The 16,357-nt window shown below is 67.1% G+C and carries 20 protein-coding genes; 10 read left to right on the top strand and 10 right to left on the bottom strand.

The window, feature by feature from the left end:
- Positions 1–72 precede the first annotated feature (72 nt).
- Positions 73–414, bottom strand: coding sequence for an ArsR/SmtB family transcription factor (locus tag OTERR_RS03495; protein ID WP_054621613.1), 342 nt, complete (start codon positions 412–414; stop codon positions 73–75).
- A gap of 268 nt (positions 415–682) precedes the next feature.
- On the opposite strand from OTERR_RS03495, the gene OTERR_RS03490 reads away from it, so the two are divergent.
- Together OTERR_RS03490 and OTERR_RS03485 are read left to right on the top strand one after the other, a co-directional pair.
- Positions 683–1,006: a c-type cytochrome gene (locus OTERR_RS03490; protein ID WP_054621614.1), complete on the top strand. Its 324-nt coding sequence runs from the start codon at positions 683–685 to the stop codon at positions 1,004–1,006.
- A gap of 12 nt (positions 1,007–1,018) precedes the next feature.
- Positions 1,019–2,317, top strand: coding sequence for an NAD(P)/FAD-dependent oxidoreductase (locus OTERR_RS03485; protein WP_149424875.1), 1,299 nt, complete (start codon positions 1,019–1,021; stop codon positions 2,315–2,317).
- A gap of 174 nt (positions 2,318–2,491) precedes the next feature.
- Here the strand turns inward: OTERR_RS03485 and OTERR_RS03480 are convergent, their stop codons facing one another.
- The 3 genes from OTERR_RS03480 to coaBC form a co-directional block, all read right to left on the bottom strand.
- On the bottom strand, positions 2,492–3,106 hold the full coding sequence (locus OTERR_RS03480; RefSeq protein WP_054621616.1) for a c-type cytochrome: 615 nt from the start codon (positions 3,104–3,106) through the stop codon (positions 2,492–2,494).
- A gap of 200 nt (positions 3,107–3,306) precedes the next feature.
- On the bottom strand, positions 3,307–3,756 hold the full coding sequence (gene dut, locus OTERR_RS03475) for a dUTP diphosphatase (RefSeq protein WP_054621617.1): 450 nt from the start codon (positions 3,754–3,756) through the stop codon (positions 3,307–3,309).
- 31 nt (positions 3,757–3,787) lie between these two features.
- Positions 3,788–5,032, bottom strand: a complete 1,245-nt coding sequence (gene coaBC, locus OTERR_RS03470) for a bifunctional phosphopantothenoylcysteine decarboxylase/phosphopantothenate--cysteine ligase CoaBC (RefSeq protein ID WP_246154312.1) — start codon at positions 5,030–5,032, stop codon at positions 3,788–3,790.
- A gap of 121 nt (positions 5,033–5,153) precedes the next feature.
- On the opposite strand from coaBC, the gene radC reads away from it, so the two are divergent.
- The 4 genes from radC to rpmG all read left to right on the top strand — a co-directional run bounded on the left by radC (position 5,154) and on the right by rpmG (position 6,770).
- Positions 5,154–5,831, top strand: coding sequence for a RadC family protein (radC, locus tag OTERR_RS03465; RefSeq protein WP_149424873.1), 678 nt, complete (start codon positions 5,154–5,156; stop codon positions 5,829–5,831).
- 75 nt (positions 5,832–5,906) lie between these two features.
- A complete protein-coding gene (locus OTERR_RS03460) occupies positions 5,907–6,269 on the top strand; it encodes a PilZ domain-containing protein (protein ID WP_054621620.1) in 363 nt (120 codons plus the stop codon).
- Between the two features lie 95 nt (positions 6,270–6,364).
- Positions 6,365–6,598 (top strand): 50S ribosomal protein L28, encoded by a 234-nt coding sequence (rpmB, locus tag OTERR_RS03455; RefSeq protein WP_054621621.1) that lies wholly within the window; start codon positions 6,365–6,367, stop codon positions 6,596–6,598.
- Between the two features lie 16 nt (positions 6,599–6,614).
- Entirely contained in the window at positions 6,615–6,770 is a 156-nt protein-coding gene (gene rpmG, locus OTERR_RS03450) for a 50S ribosomal protein L33 (protein ID WP_054621622.1), read from the top strand.
- Between the two features lie 143 nt (positions 6,771–6,913).
- Here the strand turns inward: rpmG and OTERR_RS03445 are convergent, their stop codons facing one another.
- Together OTERR_RS03445 and OTERR_RS03440 are read right to left on the bottom strand one after the other, a co-directional pair.
- Positions 6,914–8,203: a Y-family DNA polymerase gene (locus tag OTERR_RS03445; RefSeq protein WP_149424872.1), complete on the bottom strand. Its 1,290-nt coding sequence runs from the start codon at positions 8,201–8,203 to the stop codon at positions 6,914–6,916.
- A gap of 9 nt (positions 8,204–8,212) precedes the next feature.
- Positions 8,213–8,824 carry a LexA family protein gene (locus OTERR_RS03440; protein WP_246154310.1) on the bottom strand — a complete coding sequence of 204 codons (612 nt, stop codon included), beginning with the start codon at positions 8,822–8,824 and terminating at the stop codon, positions 8,213–8,215.
- Positions 8,825–9,019: 195 nt separating this feature from the next.
- Here OTERR_RS03440 and OTERR_RS03435 point away from each other — a divergent pair, with 195 nt between their 5' ends.
- Together OTERR_RS03435 and OTERR_RS03430 are read left to right on the top strand one after the other, a co-directional pair.
- On the top strand, positions 9,020–9,400 hold the full coding sequence (locus OTERR_RS03435; protein ID WP_054621625.1) for an oxidoreductase: 381 nt from the start codon (positions 9,020–9,022) through the stop codon (positions 9,398–9,400).
- A gap of 83 nt (positions 9,401–9,483) precedes the next feature.
- Positions 9,484–10,062, top strand: coding sequence for a DNA-3-methyladenine glycosylase I (locus tag OTERR_RS03430; protein WP_149424871.1), 579 nt, complete (start codon positions 9,484–9,486; stop codon positions 10,060–10,062).
- Positions 10,063–10,096: 34 nt separating this feature from the next.
- On the opposite strand, the gene OTERR_RS03425 is transcribed toward OTERR_RS03430, so the two are convergent.
- Positions 10,097–10,357 carry a hypothetical protein gene (locus OTERR_RS03425; RefSeq protein ID WP_054621627.1) on the bottom strand — a complete coding sequence of 87 codons (261 nt, stop codon included), beginning with the start codon at positions 10,355–10,357 and terminating at the stop codon, positions 10,097–10,099.
- A 40-nt stretch (positions 10,358–10,397) separates the two neighbouring features.
- Positions 10,398–10,889 (bottom strand): META domain-containing protein, encoded by a 492-nt coding sequence (locus OTERR_RS03420; RefSeq protein ID WP_187775292.1) that lies wholly within the window; start codon positions 10,887–10,889, stop codon positions 10,398–10,400.
- Between the two features lie 78 nt (positions 10,890–10,967).
- Here OTERR_RS03420 and menA point away from each other — a divergent pair, with 78 nt between their 5' ends.
- Positions 10,968–11,906 carry a 1,4-dihydroxy-2-naphthoate octaprenyltransferase gene (gene menA, locus OTERR_RS03415; RefSeq protein ID WP_149424869.1) on the top strand — a complete coding sequence of 313 codons (939 nt, stop codon included), beginning with the start codon at positions 10,968–10,970 and terminating at the stop codon, positions 11,904–11,906.
- Between the two features lie 191 nt (positions 11,907–12,097).
- A complete protein-coding gene (locus tag OTERR_RS03410; protein WP_149424868.1) occupies positions 12,098–13,816 on the top strand; it encodes a nitrite reductase in 1,719 nt (572 codons plus the stop codon).
- A 118-nt stretch (positions 13,817–13,934) separates the two neighbouring features.
- Here the strand turns inward: OTERR_RS03410 and OTERR_RS16260 are convergent, their stop codons facing one another.
- Entirely contained in the window at positions 13,935–15,932 is a 1,998-nt protein-coding gene (locus OTERR_RS16260) for a pseudouridine synthase (RefSeq protein WP_149424867.1), read from the bottom strand.
- A 40-nt stretch (positions 15,933–15,972) separates the two neighbouring features.
- Entirely contained in the window at positions 15,973–16,305 is a 333-nt protein-coding gene (locus tag OTERR_RS03400) for an FKBP-type peptidyl-prolyl cis-trans isomerase (RefSeq protein WP_054621631.1), read from the bottom strand.
- Positions 16,306–16,357: the final 52 nt, after the last annotated feature.

Genomic DNA, 16,357 nt, shown 5'->3' with positions numbered 1-16,357 from the left:
ATTGGAATATTCGAATAAAGCGATTATCAGGACGTCGCGCAGGCATCGCGCCGCGGGCCGGGCTTTCGCCCGTTAGGCGTCGCTCGCCGGGAACAGGCCGGCGCCGTCGGCCGGCAGCCGGTCAGCCCGGCTGGCCACCGACACGCACACGGTGCGGCACAGGTCTACGAAATTCTGGTCCACCACCCGGTAGAACACCTCGTTACCGTCCCGGCGGCGGTCCACCACACCGGCTCGATAGAGCAGGCTGAGGTGCCGCGAGACGTTGGCCTGGGTCAGACCGATGGCATCCACCACTTCGTGCACCGGCTTTTCGCTGTTGCACAGGCAGTGAAGAATCCGCAGACGGGTCGGGTCCGAAAGCAGGCTGAAATACTCAGCCACTACATCGAACACCTTGTCGACTTCGTCCATGACAGCGTAGAGTCCGAATAACGTGCTTCGTTGATTGGTGCGTTAAATCTATAACTATGTAGTTATATAGTCAATAACGCTGCATGCTGTACCGCAGCATAAAACCATGTCCGCGGCATCCCCGTTTTTTCCCATGAAACCGGGAAAATCGCGGGAGCACGAGGAAGAGAACAGGCTGTCGTTACCCGCGCCGGCGCGAGGCGCCCTCCCGGGCCGCCGAATGCGGCGCACCATTCCCTGCGGGAAAACCAGCTTTCAAGGAGGAAACATGATTCGTTCGTCGCACCGATGGGCCCTGGCCCTGATCGCCGCCACCGCCCTTGCCGGCGCCAGCGGCAGCGCCCTGGCCAAGGATCCGAACCTGGGCCGCAACCTGGCGGCGACCTGCGCCAACTGCCACGGCACCAACGGCAACGCCGTGCCCGGCTCCGGCCTGGACGCCCTGGCCGGCACGCCCCGGGACAAGCTCCTGCAGAAACTCAACGACTTCAAGACCGGCGTGAAGCCGGCCACGATCATGCACCAGATCAGCAAGGGCTACACCGACGAGCAACTGAGCCTGATCGCCGACTACTTTGCCGCACAGAAATAAGGGGGAGCGACCATGCCGAATCTGAACCAACTCAATCGACGCGACTTCCTCAAGGCAGCCGGTGCCGCCTCCGTGGCCGGCTCGACCCTTGGCCTGACGGCCTGCGCCGGCGGTGCCAGCAAGGCCCGCGGCCACGTGGTGGTGGTGGGCGGCGGCTATGGCGGCGCCACCGTGGCCAAGTACCTGCGCATGTGGAGCGACCGGGGCATCGATGTGACCCTGGTGGAGCGCAACGCCAACTTCGTCTCGTGCCCCATCTCCAACCTGGTGGTGGCCGGCTACAAGGGCCTGGAGGACATCACCGTCTCCTACGAGGGCCTCAAGACCCACTGGGGCGTGCGGGTCATCAAGGACGAAGTGACTGCGGTGGATACCGCCAAGCGCACCGTCACCCTGGCCCAGGGCGGCACCCTGTCCTACGACCGGCTGGTGCTCTCCCCCGGCGTGGACTTCCAATGGGACCAGGTACCGGCCCTCAACAACGCCGACGCCCAGGGCAAGATCCTGCACGCCTGGAAGGCCGGCCCCCAGACCGTTGCCTTGCGCAAGCAGCTGGAGGACATGAAGGACGGTGGCGTGTTCGCCATCTCCATCCCCAAGGCCCCCTACCGTTGCCCTCCCGGGCCCTACGAGCGTGCCAGCGTAGTGGCCGCCTACCTGAAGGCGAAGAAGCCCAAATCCAAGGTGCTGATCCTCGACGCCAACGAAGAGGTGACCTCGAAGAAGGGCCTCTTCATGAAAGCCTGGGACGACCTGTACAAGGGCATCGTCGAGTACCGGCCGAACAGCCAGCTCACCGACGTGGACGTGGCCGGCAAGACCGCCCTGCTCGAGTTCGACAAGGTCAAGGCCGACGTGCTCAACGTCATCCCGCCCCAGCGCACCGGCGAGATCGCTGCCAAGGCCGGCCTCAAGCTGATCAACAACCGCTGGGTGGACGTCAACTGGCTGACCATGGAGTCCACCAACACCCCGGGGGTCCATGTCCTGGGCGACGCCATCTTCCCGGCGCCCACCATGCCCAAGTCCGGACACATGGCCAACCAGCACGCCAAGGTGGCCGCCGCCGCCATCATCAACTTGCAGTCCGGCCTGGAACCCAATCCGGAGCCGGTGGTGATGAACACCTGCTACAGCTTCGTCGCCGAAAAGAGCGTCATCCACGTCTCCTCGGTGCACCGCTACGACGCGGAGAAGAAGCAGCCGATGCCGGTGGCCGGGGCCGGTGGCGTCTCGGCGGCGCGCAACGAGCTGGAGGCGAAGATCGCCCTGGGCTGGGCCAAGAACATCTGGGCCGACATGCTGACCTGAGCCGCACCGCAACCTGGCGCCATTTGAAACCCCGCGCCAGTAGGGCATCTCCGGGCACCCTGCCTGGAGATGCCCGAAAACAAAGGCCCGCCGGGGAGCGTCCCCGGCGGGCCTTTGTTCATGCGGAGTTTGACGAAGGGCAGAGCGCCGGACGGGCCGGCGTCCGCCACCCGCTCAGTCCAGTGCGCCGATGTATTCCGCCACGGCCTTGACCTCCAGCTCGGTGAGCTTGGACGCCACCGCGTGCATCACCGCGTTGTCGTTGGTGCGCTCGCGCTTGTTGAACTGCTTGAGCTGCTCCTCGATGTAGAGCGGATGCTGGCCCGCCAGGCGGGGCAGTTGGGTGGTGCCATAACCCTTGGCGCCATGGCAGCTAGAGCAGGCCGCCACCCCGGCGAAGGGATTGCCCTTGGTGAAGATGTAACGACCGACCCCAGCCAGATCCACATCCCGGGGGCGATGGGGCGCCGGCTTCTTGGCGGCGAAGAAGAGGCCCAGGGCCGTCATTTCATCCGCCGTCAGTTCCTGCACTTGGGACTGCATGGTGTCGCTCTTGCGCCGGCCGCTCTGGAAATCGGCCAATTGCTTGGCGACGTAATCCGCGTTCTGCCCGGCCAGGCGGGGGAAGATCGGGCTGGACGACTCGCCCTCGGCGCCGTGGCAGAGGAAACAGCGCCCGCCAACGATCTCCTCGGCCCGGGCCAGGTCCGGCTTGGCCGGCCCGGCGGCGTGAACCACACCGCTCATCGCCAGCAGCACCGCTGCACCCAGCATCTTGGTCTTGCTCATGTCTCGCTCCCTTATTGGTGTTGTACCACCCGATTCTGGCCCAGGCAGGCCCCTGGCCGATCGAGCGCTATTTCAGAATGTCATGAAATAGTAATTGAGCCGGACTGAACGCTACAAGCGCAGCGGGCACGACAGGCGGCATGAGCAGGGGCAGAGCGCGGGCCGACGCCGCGCCACGGCGCCCCCCGAAAAACCGCGCCTCAGTGCTTGCCGGTGCTACCGAAACCGGCTTCGCCCCGGTCGGTGGCGGGGAATTCCTCCACCACGTTGAAGCCCACCTGCACCACCGGCACCACCACCAGCTGGGCGATGCGGTCGAGGGGATTGATGGTGAAGGCATCCTTGCCCCGGTTCCATACCGAAATGAGGATTTCGCCCTGGTAATCGCTGTCGATCAGCCCCACCAGATTGCCCAGGACCACGCCGTGCTTGTGGCCCAGCCCGGAGCGGGGCAGGACGATGGCGGCCAGGCCCGGATCGGCTAGGTGGATGGCGATCCCCGAAGGGATCAGGGTGGTGTCCCCGGGTTTGACATGGACCGGGGCCTCGATACAGGCGCGCAGGTCCAGCCCCGCCGCTCCCGGCGTGGCGTACTGGGGCGGCATTTCGCGTAGCCGGTTGTCGAGCAGCTTGATGTCGATGTGGTGCATGGCGGTTCCTTTGGCGGAGCAGTCGGATAGGTCAGCCGGCCAGGGCGGCGGCGATGCGCGCCACGATGTCCCGGGCGATGCCGTGCTTGCTGGTGGTGGCGAGGGGATGGGCGCCGCTGGCATCGAACAGGATGACCTTGTTGCTGTCGCCGCCGAAACCGTCGCCGATCAGATTGCCCACCACTAGGGGCAGCTTCTTGTTCACCCGCTTCGCCTCAGCGTACTGGGCCAAGTCGTGGCTCTCAGCGGCAAAGCCGACACAGTAGGGAGGCGCCGGCAGCGCCGCCACGTCGGAGAGGATGTCCGGGTTGCGCGTTAGCGCCAAGGTCATGGCCTCGCCACCGGCAGCGGTCTTCTTGATCTTCCGGGTCTCGGGGGCCGCCGGCCGGTAGTCAGCCACCGCCGCCACGGCGATGAACACGTCGGACGCTGCCGCCCGGCTCAGCACCGCGCCGTGCATCTCCAGGGCGCTGGTGACGTCGATGCGCGCCACCCCCACCGGGCAGGGCAGGCCGGTGGGGCCGCTCACCAGGGTCACCGCGGCGCCGGCCTGGCGCGCCGCCCGGGCCAGGGCGTAGCCCATGCGCCCCGACGACAGGTTGGTGATGCCGCGCACCGGGTCGATGGCTTCGAAGGTCGGACCGGCGGTGAGTAGCACCTGTTTGCCGGCCAGCACCTTGGGGGTAAAAAAGGCGATCACCTCTTCCACCAGCACCTCGGGCTCCAGCATGCGGCCGAAGCCGGTCTCACCGCAGGCCTGGACGCCTTCGTCCGGGCCGAGCATGGAGATGTCATCGGCGGCCAGCTGGGCGACATTGCGCTGGGTGGCCGGGTTGTCCCACATCTGCTTGTTCATGGCCGGCGCCACCAGCAAGGGGCAATCCCGGGCCAGCACCAGGGTGGACAGCAGATCGTCGGCCCGCCCCTGCACCACCTTGGCCAGGAAATCGGCGGTAGCCGGGGCCACCAGCACCACATCCGCCTCCCGGGAAAGTTCGATATGGGGCATCAAGTTGGGCACCCGCGCATCCCAGGCATCGACGAAGACGCTCTGCCCGGACAGGGCCTGGAAGGTGGCCGGGGCGACGAAGCGGGTAGCCGCCTCGGTCATCGCCACCCGCACCGTGGCGCCGGCCTTGATCAACTGGCGGGTCAGCTCGGCGGCCTTGTAGGCGGCCACTCCGCCGGTCACGCCGAGCAGGATGCGCCGGCCGGCCAGTTCGAGCCCATCCGTCGATGCAGAAGGGGCAGTAGAGTGCGCGAATTGCTCAGGCAACGCCATTGTCATGTCGGTAGAATGCAGCGGTAACGAAGGGGCGCCGCCATTCTAGCCTCAGCCCGGGGCGCCGTCGCCCCACCCCGCTGCAGCCCGGCACAACCCGTTGGAGTCCTCCGCCATGGCCATCACCGATTGGCCCGCCGCCGACCGTCCCCGCGAAAAGCTCCTGGCCCAGGGTGCCCACGCCCTGACCGATGCGGAACTGCTGGCCATCTTCCTGCGCGTCGGCATCCGCGGTAAAAGCGCGGTGGACTTGGCCCGGGACCTGCTCAGCCACTTCGGCACCCTGACCCGCCTGTTTTCCGCCGACGCGGCGCAACTGGCCGCCATCCCCGGCATGGGCGAGGCCAAATACGCCCAACTGCAGGCCATTCTCGAAATGGCCCGACGCGCCTTGGGTGAAGAGGTGCGCGAACTGCCCATCTTCACCTCGCCCCGGGCGGTGGCCGATTACCTGCGCCTGACCCTGGCCCGGGAGCCCCGGGAAGTCTTTCTCGCCCTGTGGCTCGACGCCCGTCACCGCCTGATCACCAGCGAGCCCCTGTTCCACGGCACCCTGACCCAGACGGCGGTGTATCCCCGCGAGGTGGTCAAACGGGCGCTCAGCCACAACGCCGCAGCGGTAATCGTCGCCCACAACCACCCTTCCGGCGCCGCCGAGCCCTCGGCCGCCGACGAAAGCCTGACCCGGGCCCTGCGCGATGCCCTGGCCCTGGTGGACGTGCGCCTGCTCGACCACTTCATCGTCCCCTCCGCCGGCCCTCCCCAGTCCCTGGCAGAACGGGGCTTGCTCTGAGCCGGGGCGACGAAACATTGCATGACATTCATTTCTCCAACCACGGGATGGCGAGCCGGTATAATCGGCACAACCATGATCGAACACCGCATGCATCGGCGCTTTCCCGTGCGCTGGCCCGTGGCCATCGTCTTTGACCACGCGGCCGAACGCTCCACCTATCGGGGATTGACCTGGGACTTGTCCCTGGGGGGAGCCGCCATATTGTCCGAGCGCAACCTGTTCGTTCCCGGCACCGTCACCCTGCTCATCTCGGTGCCGCCGCTCTACCCGGACCATCGCCAGCCGCTGATCGAGGTCCGCGCTAAGATGGCCTACACGGTGCTGTCCAATACCCACGACTGCTTTCGTCTCGGCATCCGCTTCGAACAGTTCAAGGACAACGGCGAGCAACGCCTGCTCGACTGCCTGCAGGCACGCTACGAAATCATCGCCTGAGCGCTCCTCCCGCCAACGTGCGGAAATACTTGATATTTCTCTATCACTTACGCTACAATCGCCGGCTTTCTCTTCTGTGATTTTGGAGCACTGACATGGCGCGTGTCTGCCAAGTGACGGGGAAAGCCCCGATGGTGGGGAACAACGTTTCCCACGCCAACAACAAAACCAAGCGCCGCTTCCTGCCGAACTTGCACTACCGCCGTTTCTGGGTGGAGAGCGAGAACCGCTTCGTGCGCCTGCGTGTTTCCAACGCCGGCCTGCGAGTCATCGACAAGAAGGGCATCGATGTCGTTCTCGGCGAGCTGCGTGCTCGTGGCGAGATCTAAGCTGGAGCATTAAACAATGCGCGAAAAGATCAAGCTCGAATCCTCCGCCGGCACCGGCCACTTCTACACCACCACCAAGAACAAGCGCACCACGCCGGAAAAGCTTGAGATCAAGAAGTACGATCCCAAGGCTCGCAAGCACGTGATGTACAAGGAAACCAAGCTGAAGTGATGGCAACGCCACTCCGCTTCAGCCGGTTCCCCTGAAACCCGCCAAGCGCAAGCTCGGCGGGTTTTTTCTTGCCCGTTTTTTGCCTACCAGCCACGCCTGCCTCCCCATCGGCGCCAGACGAGCAACGCCTGGCCCACCGGAGCTCAGGCCTTGACCCGCGCCAGATCCCGCCAAGCCGTGGTGTAGGCAGGGGAAACATGGTCCCGCCGCATCGCCCAGGCCACACCGTGCTTGAGGCCCGCGGCGCCCGGCCCCAGAGTGCCGCCGCCCCAGCGCCGGTTGACCTGGTCGAGCACTTGCATCACCCCCTCCCGGCGCTGTTGCCGAACCACCACCTCCGGCGGCGTGAACAAGTCCGCCTGGCGCCCGCTGCGCGGCACCAGGCCGAGCAGCATGACGCCGGCCTTGGCATAGCGCACCCCAGGCCGGTAGATGCGCTGCAGCGCCAGCCGGGCCACCCGGATCAGTTCCAGGCTGTCGTCGCTGGCTTCCGCCAGGGGCAGAACCAGTTGGCCGTAATAAGGCCGCTCATCCTCCCGGTGCCGATAGGTGCGGATATAGACGCCCACCGCCCCGGCCAGGGAATCCTGGCGGCGCAGCTTTTCTGCTGCCCGGGCGGCATAGGCCGCCACGGCGGCCGCCAGATCCTCGCAGGACGCCACCGGGCGGCCAAAGGAGCGGGAGGACAGAATCTGCTGCTTGTCCGCCACCGCCTGCTCCAGCCCAAGACAGGGCGTACCGCGCAGTTCGCGCACGGTGCGCTCCAGAATCACTGAAAAGCGCTGGCGCAGGGTTTCCGCATCGGCCTGGCGCAGGTCCCATACCGTGCGGATGCCGCGCCGCTCCAAAGCCTCGCGCAAGCGCCAGCCGACACCCCACACTTCGCCCACCTCGATACCGCGCAGCAGCGCCTCCTGGCGACCTTCCGGCAGAGCGCCAAAATCGCACACGCCGCCCCAGGCCGATTGCTTCTTGGCCAAATGGTTGGCCAGCTTGGCCAGGGTCTTGGTTGGGGCGATGCCGACACATACCGGCAGGCCGATCTCCCGTTGCACGGTCTGGCGAATGCGCCGCCCCAGGGCGACCCGCTCTGCTTGGCCGCCAAGATCGAGGAAGCACTCATCGATGGAGTAGGCCTCCCGCTCCGGGGAAAAACGCGCCAGGATCGACATGAAGCGATTGCTCATGTCGGCATAGAGGGCGTAGTTGGATGAGAACGCGGTGACCCCCTGCTTGCTGGCCAGGCCACGGATCTTGAACCAGGGGGCGCCCATGGGAATCCCCAGGGCCTTGGCTTCGGCACTGCGTGAGACGACGCAGCCGTCGTTGTTCGACAGCACCACCACCGGCCGGGTAGCCAGGTCCGGGCGGAACAGCCGCTCACAGGAGACGTAGCAGTTGTTCACATCCACCAGGGCGATGGCGCGGGTCATGGCAACGGCCTAGAGGCGGTGCAGGGCGCGGGTAACCACCCCCCAGATGGTCACTTCCTGGCCGTCGCGGAAGACCAGGTCCGGGTAGTCCGGATTCTCGGCGCACAACCGCACCCCGTCCGGCCCGCGACGCAGGCGCTTGACCGTCAGCTCCCCATCCACCACCGCCACGACCACCGCGCCGTCCCGGGGCGGCAGGGCCCGGTCCACGATGATCTCGTCGCCGTCAAAGATGCCGGCGTCGCGCATCGACCACCCCGAAACGCGCAGGATGAAGGTACTGTCGCGGTGGATGATGAGATGCTCGTTGAGATCAATCCCCCGGTCCACGTAGTCGTCCGCCGGCGAGGGGAACCCGGCTGGCACCCGGGAGGCGAACAACGGAACGGTCTGGGCAGGGCCGGCCTGCACCGGACGGACCTCCCCGGCTCGATCCCCGGCGATCAGGCCCGATTCACGCCGACGTTTGAAATGGGCCAGCCAGTCGAGCACTAGGGGTGCCTGGCTTTGCGGCACCCGTACCGGCACCGTCGGTTCGCCAAAGGCCCCGCCCCCGGGCTTGCGCCCGGCCCCGGCGCGGACACCGCCGCGCTTGTTGCCCCCTTCGCCTTGCTCGCTCACATTTGAAATCCGAACACAATTCAAACGAATGGTAGCAGGAGCAGCCAACGGGCTCCACCCATCCGTCCCATCCGATAGACCCAGCACCACAGCGGTACGCAACAGGACTGCGGAAAAACCTCATTGACCCAGGTCAAGCGACGAACCCAAGGCTGCCCGTAAAGTGAAGCCCTTTCCCGCTCGGAGACGACAACAATGACCTCGACCTTCCGTATCGCCGTGATCGGCGCCGGTGAAACCGGCACCCCGCTGCTCAAGCAACTGCTGGCTGCTCCCTTCGTCCAGGTGCTGGGCGTGGCCGATCTGGACCTCAACCAGCCAGGCATTGCCCTGGCCCGGGAAAAGAACGTGCCGGTGACCACCAATTTCATGGATCTGGCCGCCCAGGGCGAGCAGGTGGACATCATCATCGACGTGACCGGCGCCCCCAAGGTGCGCGAAACCCTGCGCCAGCACATGATCGACTCCAATAACAGCCATACCCTGATCCTGCACGAGCGCATCGCCCTGCTGATGATGTCCCTATCCGCCGGTCATGCCGTGGACGGCAAGCACACCGCCCTGGAATACCGCTGATCCCCCGGGGGCGGGCTGACCGATCCGACCCGGCGGGCTAGAGTACGGTCCTCGCCGTCATAGACCGCACCACGGACCATGCCATGAGCCACGCCCCCGACACCCCGATCCGCTGCGCCTGGGTCAGCGACGACCCGCTCTACCAGACCTACCACGACCAGGAATGGGGCGTGCCGGTGCACGACGAGCACCGCCTGTTCGAATTCCTCACCCTTGAAGGCGCTCAGGCCGGATTGTCGTGGCTCACCGTGCTGCGCAAGCGGGAACGCTACCGGGAAGTGTTTGCCGGGTTCGATCCCCAGGCGGTGGCGCGCTTTACTGCCGCCGATCAGGAACGGCTGCTCGCCGATCCGGGCATCATCCGCCACCGCGGCAAGATCGCCGCGACGGTGGGCAACGCCCAGGCGTTCCTGCGCGTGCAGGACGAATGCGGCGGCTTCGCCACCTATCTGTGGCGCTACGTGAATGGCCAACCGATCCGCAACGCCTGGCCCTCGATCCGCCAGGTACCGGTCCGCACCGAACTCTCTGACCGCCTGGCCAAGGACCTGCAGAAGCGCGGCTTCAAGTTCGTCGGCTCCACCATCTGCTACGCCTACCTGCAAGCCGTGGGCGTGGTGAACGACCACACCACCGACTGCTTCTGCTACCGGCCCACCTAGGCGCCGCCCGCCGTCGCGCGCATCTCCCTCTGTCCTAACGCGCCTTGTCGTCGCCGGCCGGTGGCGTCGTCGCCGCCGCTTCGGCACTCTCCAGGCGCTCCCGCGCCTGGCGCTCGGCATCGCCCAGTTGCTGCTGCAGCTGGGCCTGGGTCTGGGCTGCCTGCTGTGCTTCCTGAGCCTTCAGCTTGGCCACGGTGGCGGCGGTCGATGCCGTTTCCGATACCCCGCATGCCGCCAGCAGCACAGGCAGGACAACGGCGGCCAAGCCGCGCTTGAGAGAACGATCCAACGACATTGCAGCTCCTTATCAATCTACCGCGCGGCTCCACACCGACTCAATGCAGGGCCGTGGCGCGAAAACGGGCCACCACGCGACCGCTGGCGTCGAGCAGTTCCAGCTCGTCGCTCTGGCGGAGGCCGATGCGGTACTGGCGGGTCGCCGCGATGGCCTTGAGGAAGGCCGGCTCCGGGTTGCCGGGCAGGCACGCCATGCGGGTCGTGGCCCCGGGGGTAAAACGCAGGTTGCGCTCATCGGCCGTATAGGTCGCCACCAGCCGGTTGCAGCCGGTGCTGCCCTGGGCCGGCAGCACGCCGTCCTTAGCGCCCCGTTCCCCGGGCGCCGCCTCGGCGCGCAGCACCAGATGGGCTTCGCGCTGGCCGTCGGCGGGGGGAACCGGCGCGCCGTCCAGTTCTACGGCCTTCCAGTAGGTTTCCATCAGCCCGGCCGGCGGGGGCAGGACATCGCCATCGGGCGCCCCGCGGCCGCTCGCGGCACAGCCGCCCAAGGCCAGCAAGGTGAAGGATGCCGCAACGAGGGCAGATTTCATGGCAATCTCCTTTTCTTCTTCGCCTAGGCCGCCATCGTGCCAGATCACGCCCCTGTCGGGCACTCTACCCTTCGCCCCATGTCCGTCACCGCCCCACCCGCCGCCGCTTCCCGCCTCCATCCCCTCGCCCGCTGGTGGGCGACGCTCCGCCCGCGCACCCTGACGGTTTCCCTGTCCCCGGTGCTGCTCGGCGTGGCCTTGGCCTGGGCCGTGACCGGCAGCTGGCGGCCCCTGCCCGCCCTGGCCTGCCTGCTGGGAGCGCTGCTGATCCAGATCGGCACCAACCTGCACAACGACGCCGGCGATTTCCTGCGCGGCGCCGACACCAGCGCACGCCTCGGACCGCCCCGCGCCTGCGCCCAGGGTTGGCTCACCGCCCGCCAGGTGCGCAACGCCGCCTGGGGCGCCTTCGCCCTGGCCTTTCTCGTCGGCATCTACCTGGTCGCCGTCGGCGGCTGGCCCATCGTCGCCCTCGGTCTGGCCTCCCTGGTCGCCGGCTGGGCGTACACCGACGGCCCCCGGCCGATCGCCTATTCGCCCACCGGCGAAGTATTCGTCTGGCTGTTCTTCGGTCTGGCGGCGGTGGGCGGCACGGTGTACCTGCAACTCGACCACATCCCGGCCGCCGCCTGGCTGGCGGCCCACCTGCTCGGCACCCTGGCGGCGGCGGTGATCACGGTGAACAACCTGCGCGACGAGGCCGAGGACCGCCGCTCCGGCAAGCGCACCCTGGTGGTGGCCGGCGGCCGCCGCCTTGGCCTGGCGGTACTGGGCGCCCTCATGCTGACGCCGTTTGCCCTGCTGCCCTTGATGATGCCCCTGACAGGGCAGCCCAGCCTGTGGCTGCTGCTGCCCTGGCTGCAATTCCCCCAGGCCCTGCGCCTGCTCGGCGAAATCCGCCGAACCCCGCCGGGCCCGGTCTACAACCGGCTGCTCGGCGCCACGGCCCGGCTGCAACTGGGCTTTGCCGTCACCCTGGCGGCCGGCCTCCTTCTGGCGCGCCTCATCGCCCACTAGGTAGAACAGCGCTTGGCAAGGGAGGGGACAAAGGGCTATAACGGTTCTGCATTTCGCTCCATCCGCCTGACATTGCCGACCATGGCCATGGCATGGCACATAAAAACGCACTTCGCCGCACAGCAGTCATACCACCGGCCCATCATCCACGGACCGGGCAATCACTCCAAAACTTACAAGAGGAGTCCTCCATGACGCATTTCCGTGCCCCGTCGCTGGCCTTGACCCTGGCCATCTCCGCCGCCTTCTCCTGCACCGCCCAGGCCGCCGACCCGAAAATGGACCCGGCTGACGTGCGCTACCACGCCGGCAGTTCGCCCCTGGCCAACGTGGAGATGTACCAGGACATCAATCCCAAGGCCCCGCCGATGAGCAAGGCCGAGTTCGACAAGGCCCGCAAGATCTACTTCGAGCGCTGCGCCGGCTGTCACGGCGTGCTGCGCAAGGGTGCCACCGGCAAGCCCCTGACCCCGGACATCACCCTGGAAAAGGGTTCCGAATACCTGAAGGTGTTCATCAAGTACGGCTCCCCCGCCGGCATGCCCAACTGGGGCACCTCGGGCGAATTGACCGACGACGAAGTGGACCTGATGGCCCGCTACGTGCAGCAGACCCCGCCGCAGCCGCCCGAATTCGGCATGCCCGAAATGAAGGGCACCTGGAAGGTACTGGTGCCGCCGGAAAAACGGCCCACCAAGAAGATGAACAGCTACAACATCAACAACATCTTCTCCACCACCCTGCGCGACACCGGCGAGGTGGCCCTGATCGACGGCGACACCAAGAAGATCATCAACATCGTCAAGACCGGCTACGCGGTGCACATCTCGCGCATGTCGTCCTCCGGGCGCTACCTGTTCGTGATCGGCCGCGACGCCAAGATCAACCTGATCGACCTGTGGATGGAAAAGCCCGACAACGTGGCCGAGATCCGTGTCGGCCTGGAAGCCCGCTCGGTGGAAACCTCCAAGTACAAGGGCTTTGAGGACAAGTACGCCATCGCCGGCTCCTACTGGCCGCCCCAGTACGTGATCATGAAGGGCGACACCCTGGAGCCTCTCAAGATCGTCGGCACCCGCGGCATGACCGTGGACACCCAGGAGTACCACCCGGAACCCCGCGTGGCCGCCATCGTCGCCTCCCACTTCAACCCCGAGTTCGTGGTTAACGTGAAGGAGACCGGCAAGATCCTGGTGGTGAACTACAAGGACATCGAGAACCTGACCACCACCGAGATTCCCGCTGCCCGCTTCCTCCACGACGGCGGCATGGACTCGACCCACCGCTACTTCCTCACCGCTGCCAACCAGTCGAACAAGGTGGTGGTGGTGGACACCAAGACCGACAAGCGGGTGGCCATCGTCGATGTGGGCAAGATCCCCCACCCGGGCCGCGGCGCCAACTTCGTCCATCCCAAGTACGGTCCCGTCTGGGCCACCGGTCACCTGGGCGACGAATCCATCGCCCTGATCGGCACCGACCCGGTCAAGCACAAGCAGTACGCCTGGAAGGTGGTGGATTCCCTCAAGGGCCAGGGCGGCGGTTCGCTGTTCGTGAAGACCCATCCCAAGTCGAAGAACCTGTGGGTGGATACCGCCCTCAACCCGGACGCCGCCAACAGCCAGTCCATCGCCGTGTTCGACACCACCAACCCGGACAAGGGCTTCCAAACCCTGCCCATCGCCGAATGGGCGGGCCTGGGCGAAGGCGCCAAGCGGGTGGTTCAGCCGGAGTACAACCAGGCCGGCGACGAAGTGTGGTTCTCGGTGTGGTCGGCCAAGAACCAGCAGTCGGCGATCGTGGTGGTGGACGACAAGACGCGCAAGCTGAAGGCCGTGATCAAGGATCCCAAGCTGATCACCCCCACCGGCAAGTTCAACGTCTTCAACACCCAGCACGACGTGTACTAAGTCTCTGCACCTAGCAGAACGCCCGCACCGGCCACCGGTGCGGGCAAAGCAGAACGGGGAGCCCTAGGGCTCCCCGTTCTACTTTGCGGCTTGTGCTGCGCGCCGGTGAAGACTGGGCTTAGAAGGCCTCGCCTTCCTCCAGGTAGCGCCACTGCCCCGGCGGCAGGTTGCCGAGCTTGACGCCACCGATGCGCACCCGCTTCAGGCCCACCACCTTCAGGCCCACCAGCTCGCACATACGGCGGATCTGGCGCTTCTTGCCTTCGCGCAGGACAAAGCGCAGCTGGTCGTCGTTGATCCATTCCACCTGGGCCGGTTCCAGCGGGTCGCCGTCCAGTTCCAGGCCGTGGTTGAGCAGGGCCAGGCCGTTGTCGATGAGTTGCCCCTCGACCCGCACCAGGTACTCCTTGTCCACCTCGGAATCGGCGCCGATGATGCGCCGGGCGACGCGGCCGTCCTGGGTCAGCACCAACAGGCCCACCGAATCGATATCCAGCCGCCCCGCCGGCGCCATGCCGCGCAGGTGGGCCGGCGAGAAGGCCGGGCCGCCGGATTCGGACCAGCGATTTTCCGGGCGGATCAGCACGATGGCCGGCTCGTAGCCGTCCTCGGCCTGGCCGGAGACGTAGCCCACCGGCTTGTTGAGCAGCACGGTGACTTGTTGCTCCTGGTTGCGCCGGGCTTCCTTGGACAGGGTGATCTCGGCGTTGGGATCGGCCCGGGTGCCCAGCTCGGCCACCCGCTCGCCGTTGACGAACACCCAACCGCGCTCGATGTAGGCGTCGGCTTCGCGGCGGGAGCAGATGCCCCGCTCGGCCATCAGCTTGGAAACCCGCACCAGTCCTTCATCTTCAAAGACCCGCTCGGGAGATTCAAGCGGGGCGCGGCTTTCCAGGGGGGCATCGCGGAACTCGTGGCGCGGCGCCCGTTCCGGACGACTGCCGAATTCACCACGCGGCCCACGCTCGGCCCGGTCGCCATAGCCACGGTCGTCCCGGAAGTCACCCCGGGTATCGCGGCGGGGGCGATCGGCAACGTCCCGCGGGGGACGGTCACCCCGGTCAGGGCGGTCGGAAAAATCGCGACGGGGGCGGTCAGCGAAATCGCCCCGGGGCGGACGGTCGCCGAAATTGCGCGGGCGGTCGCCTTCCGGGCGCGGAGGACGATCACCCCGGTCCCCATAGGGCCGGTTCGGCCGCTCGCCCCGGTCGGAAAACTCCCGGCGCGGGCGCTCCACGTATTCGCCCCGGGCGGGACGGTCGCCAAAACCACGCGGCCGCTCCTCGCCCTGGCGCGACGGACGGTCGCCACCGCGCTCGGCAAAGTCGCGGCGCGGGCGGTCGTCGAAGGGACGGCGGGGACGGTCACCGAAGTCGCCCCGCGGCGGGCGGTCGCCAAAGCTGCGCGGGCGATCCCCTTCCGGGCGCGGAGGACGGTCACCCCGTTCGCCGTAGGGCCGGTTCGGCCGGTCACCACGGTCGGCAAAATCACGGCGCGGACGGTCGCCAAAATCACCCCGGGGCGGACGGTCGCCGAAGCTGCGCGGCCGATCCCCCTCCGGGCGCGGAGGACGGTCACCCCGTTCGCCGTAGGGCCGGTTCGGCCGGTCGCCACGGTCGGCAAAATCCCGGCGCGGACGGTCACCGAAGTCGCCCCGGGGCGGGCGGTCGCCAAAGCTGCGCGGCCGATCCCCTTCCGGGCGCGGAGGACGATCACCCCGTTCGCCATAGGGCCGGTTCGGCCGGTCACCACGGTCGGCAAAATCCCGACGCGGACGGTCACCAAAATCCCCCCGGGGCGGGCGGTCGCCGAAGCTGCGCGGCCGATCTCCTTCCGGGCGCGGGGAGCGTTGGCCACGGTCGCCGCGGTCGTCCCGTTCGCCGTAGGGCCGGTTCGGCCGGTCGCCACGGTCGGCGAAATCGCGACGCGGACGATCACCGAAGTCGCCGCGGGGCGGGCGGTCGTCGCGGGGGCCACGGGGGCCGCCGCTATCGCTGCCGGGACGCTCCAGCCCCTTCACCGGCCAGCCGCCCAGGGAGGCGCCACCGCGCGTGCCGCTACCGGTGCGGCCGGAACCGCCGCGCTTCCAGGCGCCCGGCCGTTTAGTATCGTTCATGACTATGCTTTCAAAGGGGATGGAGGGTGCAACGTGGGACTTAGGCTACCGCCAGCAGTTCCACCTCGAATACCAGGGTGGCATTGGGCGGGATCACGCCGCCGGCGCCACGGGCGCCGTAGCCCATCTCGGGCGGAATGGTCAGCTTGCGCACGCCGCCCACCTTCATGCCCTGGACGCCTTCATCCCAACCGGAGATGACGTAGCGCTGGCCAAGGGGAAACTGGAAGGGCTCGTTGCGGTCCTTGCTCGAATCGAACTTGGTGCCGTCGGTCAGCCAACCGGTGTAATGCACCACCACCATGTTGCCGGCCTTGGCCGTGGCGCCAGTACCCAGGGTCAGTTCGTCGATGATCAGGCCAGTTTCAGACATGGCGGACTCCGCTAAAAAGGGAAAAGGGCTGGCAGTGTACTCTCCCGGCGGG

The organism is Oryzomicrobium terrae (assembly GCF_008274805.1).
GTDB classification, from domain to species: domain Bacteria; phylum Pseudomonadota; class Gammaproteobacteria; order Burkholderiales; family Rhodocyclaceae; genus Oryzomicrobium; species Oryzomicrobium terrae.
Note: the sequence above shows the minus strand (reverse complement) of the source record. Positions and strands in the feature narration are given on the sequence as shown.

What these genes read in the sequence shown, in the direction of transcription:
- OTERR_RS03435 (WP_054621625.1), top strand. Translation starts at nt 9,020, where the DNA reads ATGACCTCGACCTTCCGTATCGCCGTGATCGGCGCCGGTGAAACCGGC.
- OTERR_RS03445 (WP_149424872.1), bottom strand. Translation starts at nt 8,203, where the DNA reads ATGACCCGCGCCATCGCCCTGGTGGATGTGAACAACTGCTACGTCTCC.
- dut (WP_054621617.1), bottom strand. Translation starts at nt 3,756, where the DNA reads ATGCACCACATCGACATCAAGCTGCTCGACAACCGGCTACGCGAAATG.
- rpmG (WP_054621622.1), top strand. Translation starts at nt 6,615, where the DNA reads ATGCGCGAAAAGATCAAGCTCGAATCCTCCGCCGGCACCGGCCACTTC.
- OTERR_RS03460 (WP_054621620.1), top strand. Translation starts at nt 5,907, where the DNA reads ATGATCGAACACCGCATGCATCGGCGCTTTCCCGTGCGCTGGCCCGTG.
- OTERR_RS03430 (WP_149424871.1), top strand. Translation starts at nt 9,484, where the DNA reads ATGAGCCACGCCCCCGACACCCCGATCCGCTGCGCCTGGGTCAGCGAC.
- OTERR_RS03480 (WP_054621616.1), bottom strand. Translation starts at nt 3,106, where the DNA reads ATGAGCAAGACCAAGATGCTGGGTGCAGCGGTGCTGCTGGCGATGAGC.
- OTERR_RS03420 (WP_187775292.1), bottom strand. Translation starts at nt 10,889, where the DNA reads ATGAAATCTGCCCTCGTTGCGGCATCCTTCACCTTGCTGGCCTTGGGC.
- menA (WP_149424869.1), top strand. Translation starts at nt 10,968, where the DNA reads ATGTCCGTCACCGCCCCACCCGCCGCCGCTTCCCGCCTCCATCCCCTC.
- OTERR_RS03485 (WP_149424875.1), top strand. Translation starts at nt 1,019, where the DNA reads ATGCCGAATCTGAACCAACTCAATCGACGCGACTTCCTCAAGGCAGCC.
- OTERR_RS03490 (WP_054621614.1), top strand. Translation starts at nt 683, where the DNA reads ATGATTCGTTCGTCGCACCGATGGGCCCTGGCCCTGATCGCCGCCACC.
- OTERR_RS16260 (WP_149424867.1), bottom strand. Translation starts at nt 15,932, where the DNA reads ATGAACGATACTAAACGGCCGGGCGCCTGGAAGCGCGGCGGTTCCGGC.
- OTERR_RS03425 (WP_054621627.1), bottom strand. Translation starts at nt 10,357, where the DNA reads ATGTCGTTGGATCGTTCTCTCAAGCGCGGCTTGGCCGCCGTTGTCCTG.
- rpmB (WP_054621621.1), top strand. Translation starts at nt 6,365, where the DNA reads ATGGCGCGTGTCTGCCAAGTGACGGGGAAAGCCCCGATGGTGGGGAAC.
- OTERR_RS03400 (WP_054621631.1), bottom strand. Translation starts at nt 16,305, where the DNA reads ATGTCTGAAACTGGCCTGATCATCGACGAACTGACCCTGGGTACTGGC.
- OTERR_RS03495 (WP_054621613.1), bottom strand. Translation starts at nt 414, where the DNA reads ATGGACGAAGTCGACAAGGTGTTCGATGTAGTGGCTGAGTATTTCAGC.
- radC (WP_149424873.1), top strand. Translation starts at nt 5,154, where the DNA reads ATGGCCATCACCGATTGGCCCGCCGCCGACCGTCCCCGCGAAAAGCTC.
- OTERR_RS03410 (WP_149424868.1), top strand. Translation starts at nt 12,098, where the DNA reads ATGACGCATTTCCGTGCCCCGTCGCTGGCCTTGACCCTGGCCATCTCC.